Origin of the sequence: Nonomuraea sp. NPDC049129, assembly GCF_040648495.1 — a bacterium.
Lineage (GTDB): Bacteria > Actinomycetota > Actinomycetes > Streptosporangiales > Streptosporangiaceae > Nonomuraea.
Genome location: NZ_JBEZDU010000003.1, coordinates 245,538 through 267,604 on the forward strand (window position 1 = coordinate 245,538; position 22,067 = coordinate 267,604).

16 protein-coding genes, 1 tRNA gene and 1 pseudogene are annotated in these 22,067 nt (G+C 64.8%); 4 read left to right on the top strand and 14 right to left on the bottom strand.

The genetic code is table 11. The annotated features are described in order from the left end of the window. Window positions 1–36 precede the first annotated feature (36 nt). Window positions 37–1,278: a metallophosphoesterase gene (locus AB0B64_RS10525; protein ID WP_358176291.1), complete on the bottom strand. Its 1,242-nt coding sequence runs from the start codon at window positions 1,276–1,278 to the stop codon at window positions 37–39. 13 nt (window positions 1,279–1,291) lie between these two features. Beyond that, the gene (topA, locus tag AB0B64_RS10530) at window positions 1,292–3,979 is read right to left on the bottom strand and encodes a type I DNA topoisomerase (protein ID WP_358176293.1); all 2,688 of its coding nucleotides are present in this window, start codon (window positions 3,977–3,979) and stop codon (window positions 1,292–1,294) included. Window positions 3,980–4,170: 191 nt separating this feature from the next. Between topA and AB0B64_RS10535 the strand changes: the two genes are divergently transcribed. After that, a complete protein-coding gene (locus tag AB0B64_RS10535; protein ID WP_357938673.1) occupies window positions 4,171–4,356 on the top strand; it encodes a DUF5703 family protein in 186 nt (61 codons plus the stop codon). Between the two features lie 98 nt (window positions 4,357–4,454). On the opposite strand, the gene AB0B64_RS10540 is transcribed toward AB0B64_RS10535, so the two are convergent. From AB0B64_RS10540 to AB0B64_RS10550, 3 genes are all read right to left on the bottom strand, one after another. Continuing rightward, a complete protein-coding gene (locus AB0B64_RS10540; protein ID WP_358176296.1) occupies window positions 4,455–6,431 on the bottom strand; it encodes a chaplin family protein in 1,977 nt (658 codons plus the stop codon). Window positions 6,432–6,625: 194 nt separating this feature from the next. Further along, complete coding sequence (locus AB0B64_RS10545) at window positions 6,626–7,303, bottom strand: hypothetical protein (protein WP_358176903.1); 678 nt, start codon at window positions 7,301–7,303, stop codon at window positions 6,626–6,628. A gap of 123 nt (window positions 7,304–7,426) precedes the next feature. Then, window positions 7,427–8,698: a M20/M25/M40 family metallo-hydrolase gene (locus tag AB0B64_RS10550; RefSeq protein WP_358176299.1), complete on the bottom strand. Its 1,272-nt coding sequence runs from the start codon at window positions 8,696–8,698 to the stop codon at window positions 7,427–7,429. A 130-nt stretch (window positions 8,699–8,828) separates the two neighbouring features. On the opposite strand from AB0B64_RS10550, the gene AB0B64_RS10555 reads away from it, so the two are divergent. Further along, window positions 8,829–8,914 (top strand) — tRNA-Leu (locus AB0B64_RS10555). Window positions 8,915–8,919: 5 nt separating this feature from the next. Here AB0B64_RS10555 and AB0B64_RS10560 read toward each other — a convergent pair. Then, entirely contained in the window at window positions 8,920–10,290 is a 1,371-nt protein-coding gene (locus tag AB0B64_RS10560; RefSeq protein WP_358176302.1) for a recombinase family protein, read from the bottom strand. A 257-nt stretch (window positions 10,291–10,547) separates the two neighbouring features. On the opposite strand from AB0B64_RS10560, the gene AB0B64_RS10565 reads away from it, so the two are divergent. Both AB0B64_RS10565 and AB0B64_RS10570 read left to right on the top strand, forming a co-directional pair. Then, entirely contained in the window at window positions 10,548–11,828 is a 1,281-nt protein-coding gene (locus AB0B64_RS10565) for a hypothetical protein (RefSeq protein ID WP_358176304.1), read from the top strand. Further along, window positions 11,825–12,988, top strand: coding sequence for a hypothetical protein (locus tag AB0B64_RS10570; RefSeq protein ID WP_358176307.1), 1,164 nt, complete (start codon window positions 11,825–11,827; stop codon window positions 12,986–12,988). Before AB0B64_RS10565 ends, AB0B64_RS10570 begins: the two co-directional genes overlap by 4 nt. A 144-nt stretch (window positions 12,989–13,132) precedes the next feature. Here AB0B64_RS10570 and AB0B64_RS10575 read toward each other — a convergent pair whose 3' ends face one another. From AB0B64_RS10575 to AB0B64_RS10610, 8 genes and pseudogenes are all read right to left on the bottom strand, one after another. Beyond that, entirely contained in the window at window positions 13,133–13,573 is a 441-nt protein-coding gene (locus tag AB0B64_RS10575) for a transposase (protein ID WP_358176310.1), read from the bottom strand. Window positions 13,574–13,756: 183 nt separating this feature from the next. Further along, on the bottom strand, window positions 13,757–14,017 hold the full coding sequence (locus AB0B64_RS10580) for a hypothetical protein (protein WP_358176313.1): 261 nt from the start codon (window positions 14,015–14,017) through the stop codon (window positions 13,757–13,759). 232 nt (window positions 14,018–14,249) lie between these two features. After that, the gene (locus AB0B64_RS10585; protein ID WP_358176316.1) at window positions 14,250–15,029 is read right to left on the bottom strand and encodes an isoprenyl transferase; all 780 of its coding nucleotides are present in this window, start codon (window positions 15,027–15,029) and stop codon (window positions 14,250–14,252) included. A gap of 1,031 nt (window positions 15,030–16,060) precedes the next feature. Then, complete coding sequence (locus AB0B64_RS10590; RefSeq protein WP_358176319.1) at window positions 16,061–17,221, bottom strand: nucleotidyltransferase family protein; 1,161 nt, start codon at window positions 17,219–17,221, stop codon at window positions 16,061–16,063. 400 nt (window positions 17,222–17,621) lie between these two features. After that, window positions 17,622–19,145, bottom strand: coding sequence for an AMP-binding protein (locus AB0B64_RS10595; RefSeq protein WP_358176322.1), 1,524 nt, complete (start codon window positions 19,143–19,145; stop codon window positions 17,622–17,624). 37 nt (window positions 19,146–19,182) lie between these two features. Continuing rightward, window positions 19,183–20,358: an acyl-CoA dehydrogenase family protein gene (locus AB0B64_RS10600; protein WP_358176325.1), complete on the bottom strand. Its 1,176-nt coding sequence runs from the start codon at window positions 20,356–20,358 to the stop codon at window positions 19,183–19,185. Then, window positions 20,333–20,794, bottom strand: a pseudogene (locus AB0B64_RS10605) (flavin reductase family protein); the annotation flags it as partial. The pseudogene AB0B64_RS10605 and the gene AB0B64_RS10600, both read right to left, overlap by 26 nt. A gap of 127 nt (window positions 20,795–20,921) precedes the next feature. After that, window positions 20,922–22,055 carry a C39 family peptidase gene (locus AB0B64_RS10610; RefSeq protein ID WP_358176328.1) on the bottom strand — a complete coding sequence of 378 codons (1,134 nt, stop codon included), beginning with the start codon at window positions 22,053–22,055 and terminating at the stop codon, window positions 20,922–20,924. Window positions 22,056–22,067: the final 12 nt, after the last annotated feature.

Consider the following 22,067-nt stretch of genomic DNA (forward strand, 5'->3'; position numbering starts at 1 on the left):
CCGCAAAGTCGCCCGCAAGCTCGGGCCGCCACAAAGTCAGGCGCGCAGCTCAAGCAGCGTGATCTCGGGCGGCGCGCCCACCCGGACCGGCGGCCCCCAGAACCCGGCGCCGCGCGTGACGTACACCTGCACCCCGTCAACCGTCGCCAGGCCCGATACGACCGGCTGCTGCAGCGGCACCACGAGGTTGAACGGCGCCAGCTGCCCGCCATGCGTGTGCCCCGACAGTTGCAGGTCCACGCCATAACGCGCGGCCTGCGAGACCTGAACCGGCTGGTGGGCCAGCAGGACCGTGGAGCGGCTCGTATCGCGACCGCCGAGCGCCCTGTCGAAGTCGGGCCCGTCGTTCGCGGTGGCGCCGTTGAGGTCGTTCACCCCGGCCAGGTCGAGCACGCCGCCCTGGTGCCGGATCTCCACCCGTTCGTTCCGCAGCGAGCGAACGCCGAGCCGGTCCAGCTCCTCGATCCACTCACCAGGGCCGTTTCTGGTGTAGTACTCGTGATTACCTGTCACGAAATAGGCGCCATAGCGGGATTCGAGGCTCTGCAGCGGCCTGGCCAGCGGGCCCAGCTCGGCGACCGAGCCGTCGACCAGGTCGCCGACGATCGCCACCACGTCGGCCCGCAGACCGTTGATCATCCGCACGATGCGCTCGGTGTGCGCCTTGCCCGTGAGCGGTCCCAGGTGGATGTCGCTGACCACGGCGAACCGCAGGCCGCTCAGCCTGGAGTCGAGCCCCGCCAGCGTGACCTTGACCGGTTCGATCACCGGATCACCCAGCGCGGCGCTGATGCCGTACCCGACCGTGCCGAGCGCGCCCACACCCGCGACGGCGGCGGTGGTCCGTCCGAGGAAGAGCCGCCTGCTCATCGCGTCGCCGCCGGGCGACGACTCCACCCCTGAAACCTGCCCAAAACCCGAAATATCCGAAGTGTCCGATGCGGGCACCGTAACCGGCCGCACCACCTCAACCGGCGACACGGCCACCCGCCCCCGGACCAGCGCTAACCACGCCACCAACCGAGGAATCTCCAGCAGGACCAGAGCGATCACCAGATAGAACATGATCGCGATCCAGAGATAGCCCGGCCACGCCAGCCACTGGAACATCTCCAGCCGCATCCCCGCGAACGTCACGACGACCAGCGCAAGGAGCCCCACCAACCCCCAGGTCAGGCCGGTGCGCACCCGCCCACGCCGAGTGGTCGAGCGCACCATCCGATGCCACAGATAGAGATGCGCCACGAACACCAGGCCCACGAAGACCAAGACCACCACGCGGCAATGCTACTTACGACTTGGCCGCCGGCTTCTTCGCGGGTGCCTTCTTGGCCGGCGCCTTCCGGGTCGTCGTCTTCTTCGGCGCCGGGGCCCGCTCACGCCGCTCGGCCAGCAGCTCCGCCGCCCGCTCGATCGTGATCTCCTCGACCGTGTCGCCCTTGCGCAGCGACGCGTTCGTCTCGCCATCGGTCACGTAGGGACCGAATCGCCCCTCCTTGACCACGACGGGCTTCTTGGAGTTGGGGTCCTCACCCAGCTCCCGCAGCGGCGGCGCGGCCGCCGCCCGGCCCCTGCCCCGCGGCTTGGGCTGGGAGAACAGCTCCTTGGCCTGCTCGATCGTGACCGTGAACAGGTCTTCCTCCGCGGCCAGCGACCGCGTTTCGGTGGCCTTCTTCAGGTAGGGGCCGAACTTCCCGTTGTACGCGACGACCTCCTCGCCCTCCAGCTCGCCGACGACCCGGGGGATCGACAGCAGCTTGAGCGCGTCCTCGAGCGTCACGGTGTCGAGCGACATCGACTTGAACAGCGAGCTCGTCCGCGGCTTCGCCGCGTCGGCCTTCTTGGTGCGCCGCTTCGGGGTCTCCTCCTCCTGCGTGGGCAGGATCTCGGTGACGTACGGGCCGAATCGCCCGTCCTTGGCGACGATCATGTGCCCGGTCACCGGGTCGGTCCCCATCTCGCGGTCGCCGGTGGGCCGCGAGAAGAGCTCCTCCGCCTTCTCGGCGGTCAGTTCGTCGGGCGTCATGTCCTCGGGCACGTTCACCCGAGCGCCGCCCCTGTCAAGGTATGGGCCATATCGCCCGACCCTGATGACGATGTCGGTGCCCTTGATCGGGAAGGAGCTGATCTCCTTGGCGTCGATGTCGCCGAGGTCGGTGACCATCTCCTTCAGGCCCTCGTCGCCGTCCTCGCCGTAGTAGAAGCGCTGCAGCTCCGGCACCCGCTCCGCCCGGTCGTTGGCGATGTCGTCGAGCACCTTCTCCATCTCGGCGGTGAAGTCGTAGTCGACCAGGTTGCCGAAATGCTGCTCCAGCAGGTTGACCACGGCGAACGCCAGGAAGGACGGCACCAGCGCGGTGCCCTTCTTGAACACGTAGCCACGGTCGAGGATCGTGCCGATGATCGAGGCGTACGTCGAAGGACGCCCGATCTCCCGATCCTCCATCTCCTTGACCAGCGAAGCCTCGGTGTAGCGGGCGGGCGGCTTGGTCGAGTGACCGGCCACGTCGAGCCGCGAGACGCTCAGCGCGTCGCCCTCGGTCAGGTTCGGCAGCCGCTTCTCGGAGTCGTCGCGGTCGGTCGAGGGATCGTCGGCGCCCTCGACGTACGCCTTGAGGAAGCCGTAGAACGTGATCGTCCGGCCCGAGGCGCTGAACTCGACGTCCTCGCCGGTGGCCGACGCGCCGCGCACCTTGACCGTGACGGACTCGCCGACCGCGTCCTTCATCTGGGACGAGACGGTCCGCTGCCAGATCAGCTCGTACAGGCGGAACTGGTCACCGTTCAGACCGGTCTCACCGGGAGTGCGAAACTCCTCCCCGGAAGGCCGGATCGCCTCGTGCGCCTCCTGTGCGCTCTTGACCTTGCTGGTGTAAACACGCGGCTTGTCGGGAACGTACGCAGAGCCGTACAGCTTGATCGCCTGGGAGCGCGCGGCCGCCACCGCCGTCTCCGACAGCGTGATGCTGTCGGTACGCATGTAGGTGATGAAGCCGTTTTCGTAGAGCCGCTGCGCCACCTGCATCGTGTACTTGGCGGAGAAGCCCAGTTTGCGGCTCGCCTCCTGCTGCAAAGTGGTCGTCCGGAAGGGAGCGTACGGCTTACGGGTGTACGGCTTGCGCTCGACGGACTTGACCGCGAACGACGAACCCTGGAGCCGGCCGGCCAGCTCACCGGCGGCGGCCTCCGACAGGTGGAGCACGTCGTTCGTCTTCAGCAGGCCGGTGGGGGCGAAGTCGCGCCCCTGGGCGACCCGCTTGCCATCGACCGAGGTCAGCGTCGCGGTGAAGTCACGCGGACGCTCCTCGGCCTTGCCCGTGTCGAACAGCGCCTGCAGGTCCCAGTAATGGGCGGACGTGAACGCCATGCGCTCCCGCTCGCGCTCCACCACCAGCCTGGTCGCCACCGACTGCACCCGGCCCGCCGACAGCCGCGGCTTGACCTTCTTCCACAGGACCGGGCTGACCTCGTAGCCATAGAGCCGGTCGAGGATGCGCCTGGTCTCCTGGGCGTCGACGAGGCGCAGGTTCAGGTCGCGCGGATTGGCCACCGCGTCCCGGATGGCCTGTGGGGTGATCTCGTGGAAGACCATGCGGTGCACCGGCACCTTGGGCTTGAGCACCTCGCGCAGGTGCCATGCGATGGCCTCGCCCTCGCGGTCCTCGTCAGTGGCCAGGTAGAGTTCGTCGGCATCCTTCAGCAGCTGCTTCAGCTTGCTGACCTGCGACCTCTTGTCGGGGTTGACGACGTACAGCGGCTCGAACTCATGCTCGACATTGACCCCGAGGCGCGCCCATGGCTCCCCCTTGTACTTCTCGGGGATGTCATCGGCTCGCTCCGGCAGATCGCGGATGTGGCCAATGCTGGACTCGACCATGTAGCCGGCACCGAGGTAGTCCCTGATCGTCTTCGCCTTGGCGGGCGACTCGACGATCACCAGACGGCGGGTTCCACCGGTGCTGCCGTTGTTGGCTGGCACGCTGCTTCCTACCTCACTGTTCGCTTGCAATTCCCCCTGCCGGGAGCCGGCACTGATCTGAAAGGTAACCCGACTCGCGGAATTTTCCTTCCCCCGGGACTACCCACTAGCTTCCGGACGCACCCACAAGCACGCAGAATAAGCCCCATCGAGCGGCATCGCGCCCTGACTCACCCTGGAGACTAATCGTTGTGCTCGACTACTCCTACATGGATATCTTCATTCCGCGCGATCTGTCCCGCGAAGCAGCACGTCAGCTGCTCACCGAACACGCGGAGTACGGTAAGTGGGAGCTCTCGCGCGTGCGCCTGCATCCTGACGGAAGCCGTCATGTACGGTTGCGCCGCAAGGTCATGCGCGTCCGTAGCACCCTGTGATCAGACATGGCTTTGCCCGCCCCGGGCCGCGCCCCCGGAACGGGCAAAGCGTCTTTCGCTACGCGCTCACCGGCTGTGAGCGGTAGACGTTCTTGTCCTTACTTCCGGCCGAGCCGGAAGCGGCGGGTGGCCGCGAACAGCGTGGCCGAGGCGGCGAACATCGCGCCCAGGACCAGCGCGAACAGCGAGCCGGTGGTCATCCCGGTGACGCCTGCGGGCTGAGCCGCGCTCATCAGCCCCAGGTCGCCGGTGGGCAGGCTGCTGGTCGCGAGCTTCACCGCACCACCGACAGGGGTGCCGGCGATCAGCGCGGTGGCCGGGGCCAGCGGCGACTGCGTGTCCTCGGCGCGGGCGGCGTGGGTGACCGGAGCCTTGCCGTTCTTGATGTGCTTGGCCGGGGTGACGTGCCTGACGGGGGTGACGGGCCGGCCGGGCAGACCGGGCAGCTCGGGCAGGCCGAACAGCTCGTGCAGGTCACCGACCAGGGGCATGTCGCCGACGACCGGCAGCTCGGGCGAGCCGCCGCCACGCATCGGAGTGATGTTCCCCACGCCCCGCAGGCTGCCCAGGACCGGGACCGGGGGAAGCGCGGGAAGCACGCCAGCGGGCTTGGAGTCGGCGGCCTGGTGGGAGCTGTAGTGTCCGTAGGGGTGGTAGCCCTCGTGTCCCGGCTTGCCGACACTCGAGCCACCGAGGCACCCGGCCGCGGCGTCGCCGAGCACCGCCACGGCGTTGCCGCAGACGTTGACCGGCGCGGTGATCGGCGCGATCACCTGGTTGCCGCCGAGCACGGAGCCCTTGCCGGACGTGGTGTTGCCACCCGCGCCCGAACCACCGTTCTTGACCACCGATGCGCCGCCCTTGCAGCGGGCCCCGGACAGCCCGAGCACGGCCACGGCGTTGCCGCAGACGTTGACCGGCGCGGTGATCGGCGCGACCACCTGGTTGCCGCCGAGCACAGAGCCCTTACCCGAGGTGTGGTTGCCCCCGGCGCCGCCCCTGCCACCGTTCTTGACCGAGGCGCCGCCCTTGCAGCCGGCGAACGCCTTGCCGATCACGGCCACCGCGTTGCCGCAGATGTTGACCGGCGCGGTGATCGGCGCGATCACCTGGTTGCCGCCGAGCACGGAGCCCTTGCCGGACGTGGTGTTGCCGCCGGGGCCGCCCTTGCCGGTGTTCTTGACCGAGGCGCCGCCCTTGCAGCCGGCGTGCGCGTTGCCGACGGCGTTGCCGCAGGCCACGATGGGCAGGTTGATCGGTGCGATGACCTGGTTGCCGCTGCCGACCCCGAAGCGCCCGTCGGTGTCGTTGCCCGTCGAGTCGTGACCGCCCCGGTAGTGGGTGTGCCCGCCGTTCTTGACCGTGGCGCCGCCCTTGCAGCCCGCGAACGCCTTGCCGATCACGGCCACCGCGTTGCCGCAGATGTTGATCGGGGCGCTGACCGGCGCGATGATCTGGTTGCCGCCGAGCACGGAGCCCTGGCCAGAGGTGTGGTTGCCCCCGGCCCCGCCCTTGCCGGCGTTCTTGACCGTGGCGCCGCCCTTGCAGCCCGCGTCGGACTTGCCGATCAGGGACAGGGCGTTGCCGCAGGCGTTGATCGGCGCGTTGATCGGCGCGTTGACCTGGTTGCCGCCGAGGATGCTTCCCTTGCCGGAGGTCTTGTTGGAGCTGCCGGCCTTGCCGGTGTTCTTGACCGAGGCGCCGCCCTTGCAGCCCGCCTCCGACTTGCCGAGCACGGCCAGGGCGTTGCCACAGGCGTTGATCGGCGCGTTGATCGGCGCGTTGACCTGGTTGCCACCGAGGACGCTCCCATCGCCGGAAGTCCTGTCGGAGGTGCCGCCCTTGCCGGTGTTGACGACGGTGGCGCCGCCCTGGGAACTCGCCTCGGACTTGCCCAGCACGGCGGCGGAGTTACCGCTGATGTCGATCGGCAGCGAGACAGGCAGGTTGACCTGGTTGCCACCGCCGACGGAAGAGTCGCCGGAGGTGTCGGCCAGCGCGGTGCCGCTGCCGAAGGACATGACGGCTACAGCTAGAAGAGCCGCGGGGGCCGAAGCCTTCGCCCACGTACGCATGATGAATGCTCCTACTTGGTTCATAGGGGGATACCTGACGGTTCGCGGGCAGCCGAGGGCATGCGAGGTCGCAGTGCGCCGCGCACAGCGGAGACCTCGGGGAATCGCGAACCAAGATGACTGACATGTCACCCGCTGGCGGAGGGGATCTAGCCGCGCTCCGCCGCCGTACTCATCGGAACCTGTGGCGGGGGTCAGTCAGGTGAGAAAGAAGGGTCATCCGCCGCTGTGCGGACGACCGGAGGAAGCACGGACGCCAAGGGGGCGCGCCGAGCCTCGATACGCGGGTCGAAGAAGGACCGCGCGATATCTCCCATGCTTGGCCCGAACGGGCCGCTGCCACCGCCGTTGGGCACCAGACCATTGGTGTCCAGGATGTCGGTCGCAGGAGAAGCAGGCGGCAGACCGGGATCGGACTGGCTGTTGAGCCCGTCGACCGTCCGCCCCGCCATCGCCTCGGCATTGTCCGACGCCGAGACCTTTCCAATCGCCTCGGCGTTGTCCCACGCCGAGACCTTTCCGATCATCTCGACGTTGTCCGACGCCGAGACCCTTCCGTCAGCCGTGGGGAAACCGTCCGTGATGGACCCGGCGACGGTGTGAGAGGTGCCGGCTGCTGTGGCCGTCCCTGTCGCCGCGGTGGAATCCGCGGCCGCCGGAGCGGCGAAGAGCAGTCCGAAGAGAACGGCGAGCAGCCATCCCGCGGCCAGCAGAACGCCGGCCGCGACTACTCGTGCGATGACCTGGCGGGCGCCGGCCGCGAACCGCGCCATCCGGGCGGCCCGATCGGCGATCGCATCCTCCGCGAAGATGATCACGGGCACGCGCCGGGAAGCGAGGGCGGGCATTGCCCGCCACCACCGCACCGGCATGCGTGCCACGTGAACCCTCCTTCAGAAGCACCAGGACCGACCTCACAATGTGAGGCCGGTCCGTGGACTCACCCCTCAACGATCCGTAACCGTAGCATCACTCAAGGTTGCCGCAAGGGTTTTTCAGCAGTGATCCAGGAAGCGGTCAAGCACCCGCACCCCAAACCTGAGCGAATCCACCGGCACCCGCTCGTCGACCCCATGGAACATCCCAGAGAAGTCCAGGTCCGCAGGCAATTTGAGCGGCGCGAACCCGTAGCCCCGGATTCCGAGCCTGCTGAACGACTTGAGGTCCGTCCCTCCGGACATCGTGTACGGCACGGCGCGCCCGGCCGGGTCCTCGGCCAGCAGCGCCTCCACCATGGCCGTCACCAGCGGCCCCTCGAAGCCGAACTCCAGCGCCACCTGGTGCTGCACGAACTCCCTCGTGACGTTGGGCCCGAGCAACTCGTCGACCGTGGCGAAGAACTCCTCCTCGAACCCCGGCAGGAACCGCCCGTCGATGGTCGCCGAGGCCGTCTGCGGCACCACGTTCGCCTTGTAACCGGCCTCCAGCATGGTCGGATTGACCGTGTTACGCAGCCCCGCGCCCAGCATCCTGGCCACCGGCCCCAGCTTGGCGATCGCGGCCTCGGCGTCGCCGCCGCCTATTTCCTCCAGGAACCTGGTCATGGTCGGCGTCAGCCGTACCGGCCACTCATACCGCCCCACGCGCGCCACGGCGTCGGCGAGCTCGGTCACGGCATTGTCCAGGTTGAGCATCGACCCGTGCCCGGCCCGGCCGTTCGCGGTCAGCCGCATCCACGCCATGCCCTTCTCCGCGGCCTCGATCAGGTAGAGCCGGTGATCCGCCCCGATCGACACGCTGAACCCGCCGACCTCCCCGATCGCCTCCGTGACCCCATCGAACAGCTCCGGGTGCTCCTCGACCAGGAACTTCGCCCCGTACTCCCCGCCCGCCTCCTCATCGGCGGTGAACATGAGCACCACGTCACGCTCGGGCCGGCGCCCCTCCCTGAGCCGCTGCCGCACGACCGCCAGGATCATCGCGTCCATGTCCTTCATGTCCACGGCCCCGCGCCCCCAGACGCACCCGTCGGCCACTTCCGCCGAGAGCGGATGATGCCGCCAGTCGCCCGCGTCGAACGGCACGACATCGAGATGCCCGTGCAACAGCAGCGCGTCACGGCCCGGATCGGTGCCCTCGATACGCGCGACGACGTTCGCCCGCCGATCGTCGCTCTCCAGGATCGTCACCTCGAGCCCTACCTCGGCGAGCTTCTCCGCGACGTACTCGGCCGCCGCCCTCTCCCCGGGCCCCGCGTTGTCGCCGGCGTTGGTCGAATCGATACGGATCAGATCACGGCACAGCTCGACGACCTCGTCCTCGGCCATGAAGGCTCCTTACGATCGGGTACGCATTGCCGTCTCATCCTCCCTCCGGAATCCTGGTATGACGCACCCCTCAGAGTTTGCTAACCTTACGGAGCCGACGCGGGATGACGGTCCCACGTGCAGGCACCAAGTCCGGGTGGCGGAATAGGCAGACGCGCTAGCTTGAGGTGCTAGTGCCCTTTGCGGGGCATGGGGGTTCAAGTCCCCCCTCGGACACGTCATTACCCCATGAAGAGCTCGCTCTCCGGAGCGGGCTCTTCAGTGTCGAGCTTGGTCACTACGCGACTCTCTGCATCACAGACAATGATGAGGCCGTTGGCCCTCAACATGGCGGTGAGCGCTTCTGGACCACGCTCGCCCCACTCTCCGCCGCTGAAATGCGCCGCAAGCTCTGCCAGCAGCCGATCCTCGCGCAGATACAGAGGCTTCGGGCTGGCCTCCACCTGAGGCATCGCGCTGGTGCGCCCATGACGGCACCGGTATCCGGGACGTCCGTTCACCCAGTGCGAGTCCATCCGACGCCCGCAGGGCCGGCATCGCAGCAGGCCTGTGAACAGATAGACGCGCGTACTGCCGTCCTGTGTCGGACGAGCGGCTCGGATCGCCTGCGCGGCGACGAAATCCTCGTCGCTGATCAGCGCCGGATGACTCCGTTTCGTTGAGATCACCCACTCTTGCGGCGCGTTCCAGCCCCGCGCCACGAGGTCGGCGGCGCTGGCGCTCTGCCGGTTCCAGACTTGGCGGCCGGTGTAGCGCGGGTTGCCGAGGACCGCCGCGACCGTGCGTAACGTCCACGCCTCTCCCGATCGGTGTGGGTTGCGCTCCCGATCCACACCCGATGGGCACGGTATGTCTCGTTCGTTGAGCATCCGGGCGATCCTGGCCACGCTCATCCCGGCCAGCCGCTGCTCGAACATCCACCGGACATGCGGTGCAGTGGCCGGATCCGGATCAAGCCGATGCAGGCGGCGCCCCCACTGGGCGTGCGCCCGATTCGGATGGGGACCCGCATCGACCAAACGGTACCCGTACGGGGGACGACCGCCCAGGAATCGACCCTGATCGGCAACCTGGTTCCGCATCGCCGCCAGCACGCGATACCGGGCCCGCAACACCTCCCGTTGCGACTGCCCACCCAGCAACAGCATCAGCGCCTGATGAACCGGGCTGCCCGGATCCACCGACCCACCCGCCTCCGGCAGCCAGATCTGCACACCGTATGTCTGCAGAAGCGGCAGGAGGTGCGTGAACTGATCCCCCGAGAACGCCCTCTCATACTCCCCGACCACGATCGCATCGAAGTCCCGATCCGGATCGGCCAGCGCAGCCAGCAGCGCGGTGGCCTGCGGCCGCCCGGTCCATGGCAGCCGCCGCGAGCATCCGATATCGACGAACTCCGCCACGATCACACCCCGGTCCGCAATCAAGGTCTGCGCCACCTCGCGCTGCCACCCACAGGAGGAGACAGGGTCCTGAAAATCCTCGGTGGACGTACGCGCGTAGAAGGCGAACCGCAACGGCCTGTCCTGTGCGGTGACAGATCGCGGGCGGATGGCCTTGTGCCGCACCCAGTCGTCAAACAAACGGGACATGCCTAGTGGACGCACGATCCGGACATTTATATGACCACGGTCAACTCCTCCACATCCTCCACGACGAACACCGCGCCATCCTTGGCTACGGGCGCCGGTAAGCCGCAAGGCAGCCACCGTCGACACGTAGAGTCCTCATCTTCGCGGCTCACCGCCGTACACGGCGCGACTACTGGGACCAGCTTGGCCGAAACGATCAACCTCGTCGGGGCGATTAGGTCGACTAGAGTAACCGAGGTTGATGCCGAGGGGGCGAGATGGACCCGTTTGACGAAGGGCTTCGCTGTCAGGATGTTCATGCTGGTCTGCGCAATGTCGACCCGAATTCCGGCACATTGACGCCTTTGGCCGAGACTCAGTTGATAGGCATGGCCGCCAGCCTGGCCGCACTCATCCGCGGTCAAGACGTCATCGACGACGCACAGGCGCTCCGGGCCGTAGCCGCCGAGCAGCTGGACGTCAACCAGTTCGCCTTCGACGCTGTCGTCAAGGCGCTCGCCGACGTCGAGTTCGTACAGGGGGTGCAGACTTCAGGCGGCAGGATCGTCCGGTTCACCGAGAACGTCCCCTACTACGACGACCTGTACGCCGATCTCGGCCGCGCCTGGCGAGCCCGCCAACCGACTGAACTCGAACAGCAGATGGTGATCCTGGTCGATCACCTCGCGGACACCCCGGTGCCGGTTGAGGAGCTTGCCGCCCGTATCGACCTGGATACCGCAGCCGTTCCTCAGCTCCTCGAAGTCGGTGGCAGGGCGGACCTTGTCAAGACGATCCCCCTGTTGGACGGGGACGTGGTGTACTCGCCCTTCTTCGGGTTCGAGAATCCAGACGTCGTCGGCGATCTGGTTCGAGAACACGGCCCAGCTCAGTTGGCCGACGCATTCGCTGCCTTGCGCGGCGAACAGGGAATGCCCGTCACAGCGGCTCAGCCCGTCTTGCAGGACGCCATCGCCCGCGGGCTTCTCCTCGCTCCCGCCGTAGAGCTGCCGAACAATACGGTGCAACCGTTCGCCGCTCTGCCCTACACCCTCAACCGGGAGCTACTGCGCGGCCGGAAGCCGGTGCTGGAGAAGGCGCTGGCGGTGCTGGCGTGTCTGCGATGCGGACAGCACTTCGGTGGGGCGACCAGCTTGCCCGCCAACGCGCTGGTCTATGTGATCGACAAGCTCTTGGACCCGCACCGAGGCATCCTCCAGCCTCATTCGTCCCACGCCAGGCAGTACCGACTCATGCACTCGGCTGGCATCATCGCCTTCGCCCCGGACTCGGTGCCTGGAGGAAGTTGGGTGCGGCCTCGGTTCATCGATACTGAAGACAATCGCGAGGCCCTGCGCATCGCACGCGACTTGATCACCCACGGCGAGCCCGTCGCGGGTCGAGTCGGCGACGAGCAGGCCCGAGCCGCCTTGTTGCTCGGCCAGCCCTTCTCCGCCCCCATGCAGACAACGGCCCGACTTCGCAATAGGGCGACTGTGTCGCCTCAGCAGTGGCAGACCGTAGTGGACGCGGCGTTGGGACTGGGACGGATTCGATGAGTGAACAAGACCTCGGCCTCAAGGTAGCCTCGCGCCGGCTGCTTTGGAGGATGGGCTACACCACTCGCCTCGACGTGCAGCTTCGCGGCGCATGGGGCCCAGCGGCACGGCCGGACATGTCGAAGGCGCGAGGAAAACGTTCCTCGCAACCCGAATCGTTCACCGACCTCGATGTGTTGGGCCTCGGTCTTACCGGCGGGGCTCGGCTACACAGCACGATCGTGGACTGCAAGACCACCGCAGGTGGTTCCACGGGCCGCATGTTCTGGGTGCGTGGGGTGGGCGACTTCTTCGCAGCTGACGACGCCTATATGGTGCGCGATTCCGTCGTCACCGACGCCGCGCGACAACTCGCCACCCGGCTGGGCATCACCACACTGACCAGTGCGGAGCTCAGTCGCCTGGAGGAGCTCCACTCATGCGACATCCCTCTAGACGCTGCACCCATCTCCCACCTGTTCGAGGTGTCCAGCGCGGCGAATGTGCTCGCCGCCTTCACCGGCTTGGACAAGAAGCTCAAACCTCTGCTCGACTATCGGGAGTTCGGCTACTGGCTCTACGACGAGCACCGCAACCTGGTGCAACTGGTCGAGCATCTCCGCGCGTGTACTGACCTACTCGATCCGCGCAATCCCCGCCACCTCGCTTTGGTACTCGATCTGACTTGGCTTTACCTGGTAAGCCTCTGTCACGCCATCCACGCCATCCGATCCGCTCACGTGTCCGATCCCGACCGCGGATTGCAGGAATACCTATTCGGCGGCATCGTCGGCCTGCGTGAGAAGGAACAGCTGTCCGGGCTCCTCACGAGTCTCCGCGAAGGCGGAGCGTTGCCCCCCGAGGTCCGGGTCGACCCACTACCGGCGTACTACCCCAAGCTCCGTGAGCTGATTACCAGGGTCATGCGTCGACCTGACCGAGTGCTACCAGCCCTTCGGCTGCTCGAAGTGCTGACCACGGTGACCGCGCTGGCTCAGCGTGTCGAACCAGCCGATCTCGGTTCACTGCACGAGGACCTGGCCGCGAAACAAGCCGCCGACGTCATCCAGTTCCTGGTGAGCACCACCGGCTTGGACGACGGCTTCCGAGCGCGCGCACGGTCGCTCCTTTTCGGTGAACCCGTGCAGAGCGCTCCTGAGCAAACCACGATCCTTACGTGACGTGAATCTACGAACTCCCAGCAGTTCACATCGCCGACTCCAGCGAACCCGCCTCAGGCTCGACTACCCCGACCTACCCCGCAAACGCGTCTCACCCGGCGACTGAGTCCCTTCACGAATTGATGTTGGTGGTGATCGTTGAGGTCATTCTGGGGTCTCGACCGCCAGCCGTCGGCAGAGGTGTTGGAACGGGCTGATCGGACGTGGCGGCCGGTCGGGGCTGGTGCCGGGGGTGTAGCAGTCGGCGAGGTGGGTGACGTTGGTGCCGGCTGCGGTCAGGACGTGCTGGACGTGGGTTTTGGCGAGGCCTTTGTAGCGGCAGCCGCGTAAGCCGTGGGCGCCGGTGGTCTCGGAGACGGTTGCCTCGTAGCCGACGCGTAGGGCGTAGCGGACTTTCCAGGGTTCGGTGCGCTGGTCAGCGCGGTTGCGGGTTTGGATCTGCTGGGGCAGCAGGGTGAGATGGCGGCCCTTGCCGCTGGCGTCGCCGGTGCAGGAGGCGCGGTCGGGGCAGGCCACGCGGGGGAACAGCACCGAAAGGCGGGGCTTGCCGTCACCATGGGTGAGTTGCCAGGGTGGGCTGGTCACCCCACCCGAGCCCCACCGCGGCCGACCACCCAGCGACGGCGCAGCACCTGGATCTCGTGACGCAGCACCAGCAATTCGATGTCCTTTGGACAGATCAGCTCGAACCAGCACCGCAAGCAAGCCAAGCAGACATCTCATTAACCGGTCGAGCAGCGACAACACCTCGAGATGGTCCCACCCACGCTACTGATTGTGCAGCAAAGCCCAATTCACGACACAAAACCGAGTTTCCGAGCGGGACACGTTGGCAATCGCGAAACCGAGAACACCGATCCACAGGCCGACCGACGGAAACGAGAGAAGATTCACGCAAAAGGCGATCAGGGCAGCGAAGAACCGGAATATATTCGAGCCCAGAATCAGGGTCCAGCCGTGACTACCGTCAAACCACAAGCCAGCCAATGGCATGAGTGTCAAGCTGATCAAGCCACTGATCACACTCACGTGGGAGACTTGGAGTCCAGACCCTGCCGCTTCAAGGATCAGCCAACCGATCCGATCGCATAAAGACGGTCCGCCAGTGTGCCAAATAAACTGTCCGATATGGCGATGCGATACATCGATTCATCCGGTCCACACCTGAAGCGCTAGGAGCGCCCAAGGCGATCGATGCGCGTTTTACGGAGTCTCCGGTCGCAGAATCAGGACCAGGGCAATCCATCGGCGCTGAAGAATGTCATTTACCATATCGGCGATGTCGGCCCGAGAACGAACGAAGCGCGCGCAGGAAATCAATCTCACGGAAATCTGGCCAGTAGCACTCGCAGAAATGCACTTCGGCGTAGGCGGACTGCCAGAGCAGGAATCCTGAGAGTCGCTGCTCACCCGAGGTTCGTATAATCAGGTCCACGTCGGAATTGCCGCGAGAATAGACGTGGCGGGAGATATCATCTGAGTTGAAGTTCTCGACTATCTCCTCCAGATTTCCACCTTGGGCAAGATGTTCGGCGAGGGCGCTTCTCACCGCATCGGTAATCTCTCGCCGGCCGCCATAGCCAACCGCGATATCTACCCTGGTTCCGCCATTCCGGCCTACGGTGGACGATGCCGCTTCTTTGATCCTGGTCGCTGCCGAATCGGGAAGGAGATCCAGCGATCCGATAAGCCCTACCTCCCACTTGTTCTGCGGCTCTGCCAGACCTTCCACCACTTCCTCGATGATCCCGATAAGAGGTTTGACTTCCGATTCCGGCCGGTGTAGATTGTCGTCGGAAAGCATAAAGAGGGTAACGTGTTCTATGCCTGCCGCGTCACACCAGCGTAGGAAGGTCTGCACCTTCTCGCCGCCGACCCGATAACCCTCGATGGGATCACCATAGCCAAGCGACTTGGCCCATCTGCGATTTCCATCGAGCATGATGCCAACATTTCGAGGGAGCGCGGCATCCGCGAGGCTGGCCTTCAGTCGCCTTACGTAAAGCGAGTCAAGTGCTTTTCTGGTTGCTCCGATCAGCATCCTGTCCCCTCTCAAGAACGTGATGGTTGCCGCTTCTGTCGGATTGTAGACCCTGATTGAGTCCACTAGACCTGGACCACTCAGCCTACGGTTGCGTTCGCTGGCCACCTACACGGGCGGAGATTTCCGCCCGATCATCCCTTTTTGCGTTCTGCGGTACACCCCCGCTGGGCGTGTGTGCTCGGGAGTTGATCCCTGGCTCGCGGAATGGCGCCGCGCACGGTCTACGCCGTTGCAACTCCGCCATGCGAACCGAGGCGGGGTCCCTCGGACCATCACCCCCAGAAGGCTTGCGTACAGCGTCGAATAGGGGCTGATCAGGCCGAACGCGACCGGCCTGCTTGGGTCCTGCGAGCGGCCAGAGGCGGGCTCGGGCAGCGCCCCGGAGTCGCTCGGCGATCGCTGCGCGAGTCGGGATCGCTGGCGACTGGGCGCACGCCGCCACCTCGCGGCCCCGTCCAAGCCCAGCGACCTCACCTGGGGACGTTCTCCTTCCAGCATGCGATCACCGAGCGCGTCTTCTGGCTTGGAGACCCTCACCTGGTGCGACATCAAGAAAGATCGCGCTCACCCGTTGCCGCCATGGCCGCGCGTGCACCCTCAACCCACGGGTTCAACCAGCCCAATGGCGACGGCGGCCGAGGAGAGTACCCAGGGACGGGTAAAGGGGGCTCTGTAGGGGACCCGCGGAAATGGACTGGTCGCAAGGACTGGCACCGCGCTCCGAGTCGACGAGCAACCGCCCGGGCGGACGCGGCCGGAGCCACTCCGAGCGTGAAGGCACCAATGGCTCGCCCGGGTGGCGCGAATTGAATCAGGGTCACGGTCAGTCGCGAGCAGGCGGAGCGCCGTGGTGGACGAGCACGGCATGGTCGGCCCGCGCCTGCGCAAGAACCCATTTCCGAGCAGGACGCAGCACCGGCGGCCTTGATTCTGTATTCGCGCCGGCTGATGGGCCGGTCGATCACCGATCACCGACCACCGGCGCGCTAAGTTGGCCGTCGGCGCGCAGTCCGCGCCAGACACCGGAGTCAAATCCGCGGCACCGTACCACGAACATCTCCCCTGTTCACATGTTGCTGACCGAACATGCGCGCCAATGGACCCTGATCCCAGAGTGCGGTCTTACCGTCGACCGCACCGTACTCATCGATGAATGAGCAGTCCTCAGGTTTGATCTCAGCGACTACCTGAGGGGGAACCGCTTCAGGGTAGACCAGAGATGTGTAGTGCAGCGCGTAATACAAGCTATTCAGCATATTACAGGTACGAGCACGGGCAACGATGCCATCCCAGCCACCGCGCCGCATGACCTCCTTGCAGCTTTCTGCGATATCGAGCAGCTTCCGGAGCTGCAGACTGTTGTGCGACTCTATGTAATATCGGGCGGTGGCCTCCTTATGAAAATGCATGCACAGGTCGAGGAACTGATCATCCACTGCGAGTGCATAGGATGGCTGCCCATATAGACGCATCTCTATGCGTCTGCTCAGGAGGTCCGCCGTACTTACGCTGCCACCGCCCCCTAGGCGCCGCTGGAAGATATCGTGGCACAGATCGACCTGAAAGCCGCCTTCAACCTCCAACGACGTCGCAGGCTTCATGTACGGCGGCGCGTTGTTGAGATGCATCGACCAGAAAATCTCTGTCGAACGCTTGAACGGCTTGATCCCCTTCCCGTCAGGCGTGACGCGGCCCTGTTGATATCCCTGCGAGCGGAGCACTTCGCCAACCTTCTCGAGGTCGCGCTTATCAACGAGAATGTCGAGATCCCCGATCCATCGCAAGCCGTAGTCCTTATAATACGCATCAACCAGGACTGGGCCCTTGCGGACGCAGTAAGGAACTCCGGCCGCGTTCAGCCTCGCTATCACCCCCCCAAACTCATCTGCACATAGAGCATTCCGACGCACATTTCCCGCATATATCGCAGCATATACATGAAAATAGGGGATCGCCGAAATGCCTTCTTCGTTGTAGAACAGCCGATGGGATATGATATTATGCGATACTAGAGGAAGGACCTTATTTCTTCCCGACTGGTCAAAGAAGTATCCCCAGTCGATGGTCGCATCGTTGTCACGGATGATATCTCTGCAGCGCTCGATAGTACCGGCCTCGAACTTGAGGCGCGACAATGCGAGAATGAGTTCGATTTCGGGTCGGACAGTTTCCTTGTTCTCGTCCAACATGACAGCCTCCAATTAGCTGGCGATGAGTACTGAGGCGCCGGGCCTGGCGTTTGCACACCGCGGTTAAACGCGACCAGCCACCGCAGTCTATAAAGCCCATATTCAAAATAAGGCAAGTGCCTTAAACTCGGCAAGTTTACTAGGTCGAGATGCTCAGGTGTCATTGGAACCGTAGCGAAAAAGTCAACACCCGAAGTGCTCGCCATTGACTGGTTCTCGGCGAGAGCGTCGTCGAAGTTATCGCCCCACGCTGCGGTTCAAGCGGCGACGCCCAAGACGACCAGTCGCTGGGTGCAGCCGATCGCGATGTATTGCGACGACTAACGGCTGAAGAAAACCGTCCCAAGCGTTCAGCAGCTCCATCGCCAGGACTGGCCCTCGGCACCGAACCTCCGTGAATTCAGCCACTCGCTCTCTCCAGAAGGAGCCGAGCCGCTTGACCCGTAAGAGACTTGCGATCGATCTTCCGGTTTGCGTTCAGAGGGAGCTCGCCAATATGCCAGAAATGGCTGGGTATCAGCCCAACGGGCAGTACGACACGCACATGCTCACGAATATCCTGGACACTGATCGGCTCGCCGGTGAAGAACACCCCCAATTCTGTTGTCCCGTCCCGGTCTATCCCCACCGATACCGCCTGCTCTATCCCTGGACACGAGCGGACCGCGAAATCGATCTCCGCCAGCTCCACCCGCCAGCCTCGCACCTGGACCTGGTCATCGACTCGTCCGAGGTACGCAAGACCGTCACCAGACAGCCGGCGGACCTTGTCTCCTGTCCGATACCACCTCCTCCCGGAACGCCCGAAAAAGCGATGTTCGTTGTCGGCGGTTTTGAGATAGCCAGGGGTCAGCTGTGGTCCGGCTATGCACAGCTCACCCTCCTCGGTCGATTCATCACCGGTTTCGGTCAGAAGAAGGTACTCATGCTCCGGATGCAGCGTTCCGATGGGCACGACACCGTTCACGCTTCTCTCTACCGACCTGGGACGGGACCACTCGTGTGCCGACACCGAGATGGTGAGTTCGGTCGGACCGTACAGGTTCACGATCCTGGACTGCGCAGCGGCAGCCTCCCAGTCAGCGGCGTCGGCGCAGGCGAACGCCTCTCCGACGAAAAAGCTCCAACGCAGAGTCGGCATCCGGCCAGCTCCCAGACCGCCCGCCCCCCGGATGGTCCGGATGCTGCTCGGAGTGGAGAACCACACCGTGATTCCGTGTCTGGCCATGAACTCAGGCATGTTGCGGTAGGCGAAGTGGGATACCGGTACCAGCGTTGCGCCGGCCCGCCAGGCACAGAACAGGTCGAATATGGCGCAGTCAAAACTCAGCTCGAAGGTCTGAGAGAAGACGTCGTCCTGGTCGAAGTCGTACCTGGAGTCGATGACCGCGAAGTATGCCTGCACGTTGCCATGGGTTATGGGCACTCCCTTCGGCCGACCGGTGGATCCGGACGTGAACAAGATATAGGCGACCTCGTCGAGGCGCGGCCGATAAGGCGTCGGCAGGGCGGCGCCGTCTGCCTTGGAGTCGATGCGGACGGCGGCTTCGACAGTTGTTGCAGGTAACTGAGGCAGCAGCCTCCAGCCTTCGGCGTCCACCAGCACGACCTTGGTCCCGGCCGCTTCCATCATCTGCGCGAGCCGAGACGGAGGAAGGCTGGTAGGAAGCGGCACCACTGCGCTCCCCGAATACAATGCCGCTAGCATACCGATGTAGGAGTCGATGCTCCTCCCGGTGAGCAGGCCGACCGGCCGCGACCTCGCAGGCGAATCTCGGGACACAGCTCCTGCCAGATCGAGAGCCCTTCGGTGCATCTCCGAGTAGGTGATCTTCTCGTTGCCCATGTGGACGGCGGCGCCATCGGGAGAAGCCGCGAGGCCCTGCAGAAATCGCGCGTGCAGCCCCTGGTCGATCCGTTCCATGACGCTACCTCCTACAGGCCGAAAATAGGCGCAACCTTCATGGCAGCAGAGTGCACACTCTGTCCAGCAGCATCAGCGAACCAGTAGCGGACAGGAGTCGGTCGTTGGAGTTGTTGAGCCGAGCAGAGCGCAGGTCACGGAAGTGCCGCTCCAGTGGAATGAGGGCCTCTCGCGAATAGCCCAAAGCCAACCCGGCCAGTTGCAGCAGCCTGTCGATGGCCTGAAAGACAAGCTCGCTCGCGGCGATCTTGAGCGTGTTCAGATGGATCTGGGTGGCGGGCCTCCCAAGCGAGCTTCCCTGCGCACGCGCCGACTCCACCTCCGTCACTGTATGCAGGAGGTAACTGTTGATCAACTCGAGATCTATCCTAGATCGAGCCAGCCGCTCCGCCACGAGATCCGAGGATATGTCCAGGGATTTGGGCCTGGTCGAAGACCGGGCAAGATGCAGTAGCTCCATCAATGCCCCCTGCGCAGCGCCCAGCCAGCAGGCGGCAAACCCCAGGATGCCGACTGGTATGGCACTTTCCATCGCCACTCCGCGGAAGCCGCCAGGCACACCGACTATCTGGGACGAGGGAACGTCCCCTCGGATCTTTAGCCCGATGCTCTCGGTTCCGCGCATGCCCATGGTGTTCCAGTCACCGGTCACGCCGATCTCCAACTGGGAACGGTGCGCGTATACCAGGCTGATCTCATCGTTGGCCGCGTCTTCCGACGCCCGCATCGTTATGAGGAAGCCACCCGCGTGGCCTCCTCCGGTAACCACAGGGGCGTTTCTGTCGATGGTCAGCATCGTCCCGTCGCCGGTCAACGGCGAGTCGACGCTGAACAGCCGCCCTCCTTTCTCCGGCTCGGTGGTCACTGAGGCCAAGTACAGGCTCCCTTCGGCGATGGCGGGCAGTAATTCGTCACGGAGCCTCTCGGAAGCGTGGATAACGATCGCATCAGTCTGCTGACAATGCATCGCCCAGATCATCGCTGTTGAGAGGCAGGCCGGTGCCAGAATTTTGGCGACCGAGACAAAGTCGGCGAGATTTCCTCCTAACCCTCCATACGCTGCGGGAACGAGCATGCCCATCAGGCCGGCTTCGCCAAGGGCCCTCAGACTCTCCGTCGGAAACCGGGCATCTCTGTCTGCCTCGGCCGCGTATCTAGCGACAACCGGAAGAACGCTCTTCGCCAGCTCACTTGCTGCGTTGACAGACGTCATTGGCATTTCCATTCCATGCTGATTCACGGTGATCACGAACTACAGGACCACGCACATAGGATCGTCGCAAGACGATCAGCGAGTGGCCCTCTCGCAGGGCTCTCAGACGGATGACATGGGGGATCACGATGTTGTGGTCGCCGACCGGCTGCTCCCATTCGAGGGAGCACTCCCGCCATGCGAGAGCCCGCTCCAGGACTGGTATTCCGCCTTCGGACAGCGACTAAGTCACATCTCGGAACTTGTCGTTACTTTTCATGGCGAGCCGCGCGGCGACAGACTCCTGTTCTGCGTGCAGGAGGCTGATGGAGAATAGACGGGATGAGCGGATGCTCGGCCAACTGGCGCTGCGGTGGTCCACGCAGAACAAGACGAACAGCGGATCGAGGGAGACCGAGCAGAAGGACTTGACCACCAGGCTGAGAGGCGTACGGGTTGTCGAATATAGGGCAGTGACGCCGCGACACCGGTGGCAAACCGTCCCGGTACGTCTCGGCGGTGTCTATTCTGCGTCGGAAGCCGATCCTGAAGACGCTGCCGCTTGGTGGCAGGCTCCCGTCGGCTCACCAATTGGGGGAACAATCTGGCGGGGTGGGTGGCAGGGCGTGGCTGATGGGTCGGATCACATAGACGATCCCTCCGCTGCTCTTGCTGCGGAGCCAGACTTTTTCGAATGCGCCCCTCGGGTAGACACGGCGTACTTGTTCGTTGTCCGGCGCTGCTGGGTCGTTCGCGATCACGTCTCCCTGCGCCGTGAATCCTGCGACGACCATCAGGTGCCCGTTCGTGTCGTAGCCCGATCCTTCCAGCTCGCTGCTGTAGAACGCCGTCGAGACGACCAAGGGGATGCCTGCCGCGATCAGGGATTCTGCCTCGGTGAGCGATCGCAGCCTGGTCACGAATCCATCTAGGCCGTACCGACCGGCATAGGCGATGTTGAACGGCCAGTTCCCCACTCCGCCGGATCCATGATCGTAAGTGTGCCGGGCCGCATAGTCGACCTCGGGATTGGGGTCGGGCCGGCGCACCCAGGCGGTGTCCTCCGTGCTGGGCCACGCGCCCCAGTAGCCGAGGACCATGGTCGTGCTGGCGGGACTGCACCATCGCCGACCGCCGCCTACCCATTTGGGGTAGTGGTCGTCATGCAGGTGCTGGGAACGTCTTGGAACCTGTAACTCGATGCCCCATGCCGCACCGCCGCGGCTGGTCTCGACAGTCTCCCGTTCGAGTATCGCCGAAGCCATCGTGCCCACGGAGCGCACTGTGGGCACGTACCTGCTCCCCTTTCTGCGGTATAGCACGACACGGAGTTGATACGAGCGAAAGAACACGCCGGCGGCGGCTTTCAACGTATCGACCGCGACAGAGCCCTGCATATCGCTCTGGCCGGGCACTGACGCCCTCTTGATGTCGTCGTCCCCATATGCCCACTGGCCCAGCACATACCAGCGGGTCATCGGATCGGTGCCGCGAATGTCGATCTCTATCCACGTGCCAGGCGGGGTGTCGGCGATCCAAGAGGCAATCAACTCGGTGGCGCCGAAACCGATCGGCGTCTTCTCACTGGTCCACCGGGCGAACTCCCAGCTGCCATCCTCGGTCTCGCCCATGGCGCTCGCGAAGACCAGGCCATCGCTGATCGCCACACCCTCCGGCTGACCGCCGGTGAAAGGCGCGCGGTGAAAAACAATATCCACGTGACTCTTCCG

Excerpts from the sequence above, each read along its gene's own strand:
- AB0B64_RS10600 (WP_358176325.1), bottom strand. The coding sequence starts at position 20,358 with ATGACGTCTGTCAACGCAGCAAGTGAGCTGGCGAAGAGCGTTCTTCCG.
- AB0B64_RS10590 (WP_358176319.1), bottom strand. The coding sequence starts at position 17,221 with ATGTTGGACGAGAACAAGGAAACTGTCCGACCCGAAATCGAACTCATT.
- AB0B64_RS10585 (WP_358176316.1), bottom strand. The coding sequence starts at position 15,029 with ATGCTGATCGGAGCAACCAGAAAAGCACTTGACTCGCTTTACGTAAGG.
- AB0B64_RS10570 (WP_358176307.1), top strand. The coding sequence starts at position 11,825 with ATGAGTGAACAAGACCTCGGCCTCAAGGTAGCCTCGCGCCGGCTGCTT.
- AB0B64_RS10540 (WP_358176296.1), bottom strand. The coding sequence starts at position 6,431 with ATGCGTACGTGGGCGAAGGCTTCGGCCCCCGCGGCTCTTCTAGCTGTA.
- AB0B64_RS10560 (WP_358176302.1), bottom strand. The coding sequence starts at position 10,290 with ATGTCCCGTTTGTTTGACGACTGGGTGCGGCACAAGGCCATCCGCCCG.
- AB0B64_RS10550 (WP_358176299.1), bottom strand. The coding sequence starts at position 8,698 with ATGGCCGAGGACGAGGTCGTCGAGCTGTGCCGTGATCTGATCCGTATC.
- AB0B64_RS10595 (WP_358176322.1), bottom strand. The coding sequence starts at position 19,145 with ATGGAACGGATCGACCAGGGGCTGCACGCGCGATTTCTGCAGGGCCTC.
- AB0B64_RS10565 (WP_358176304.1), top strand. The coding sequence starts at position 10,548 with ATGGACCCGTTTGACGAAGGGCTTCGCTGTCAGGATGTTCATGCTGGT.
- AB0B64_RS10545 (WP_358176903.1), bottom strand. The coding sequence starts at position 7,303 with ATGCCGGTGCGGTGGTGGCGGGCAATGCCCGCCCTCGCTTCCCGGCGC.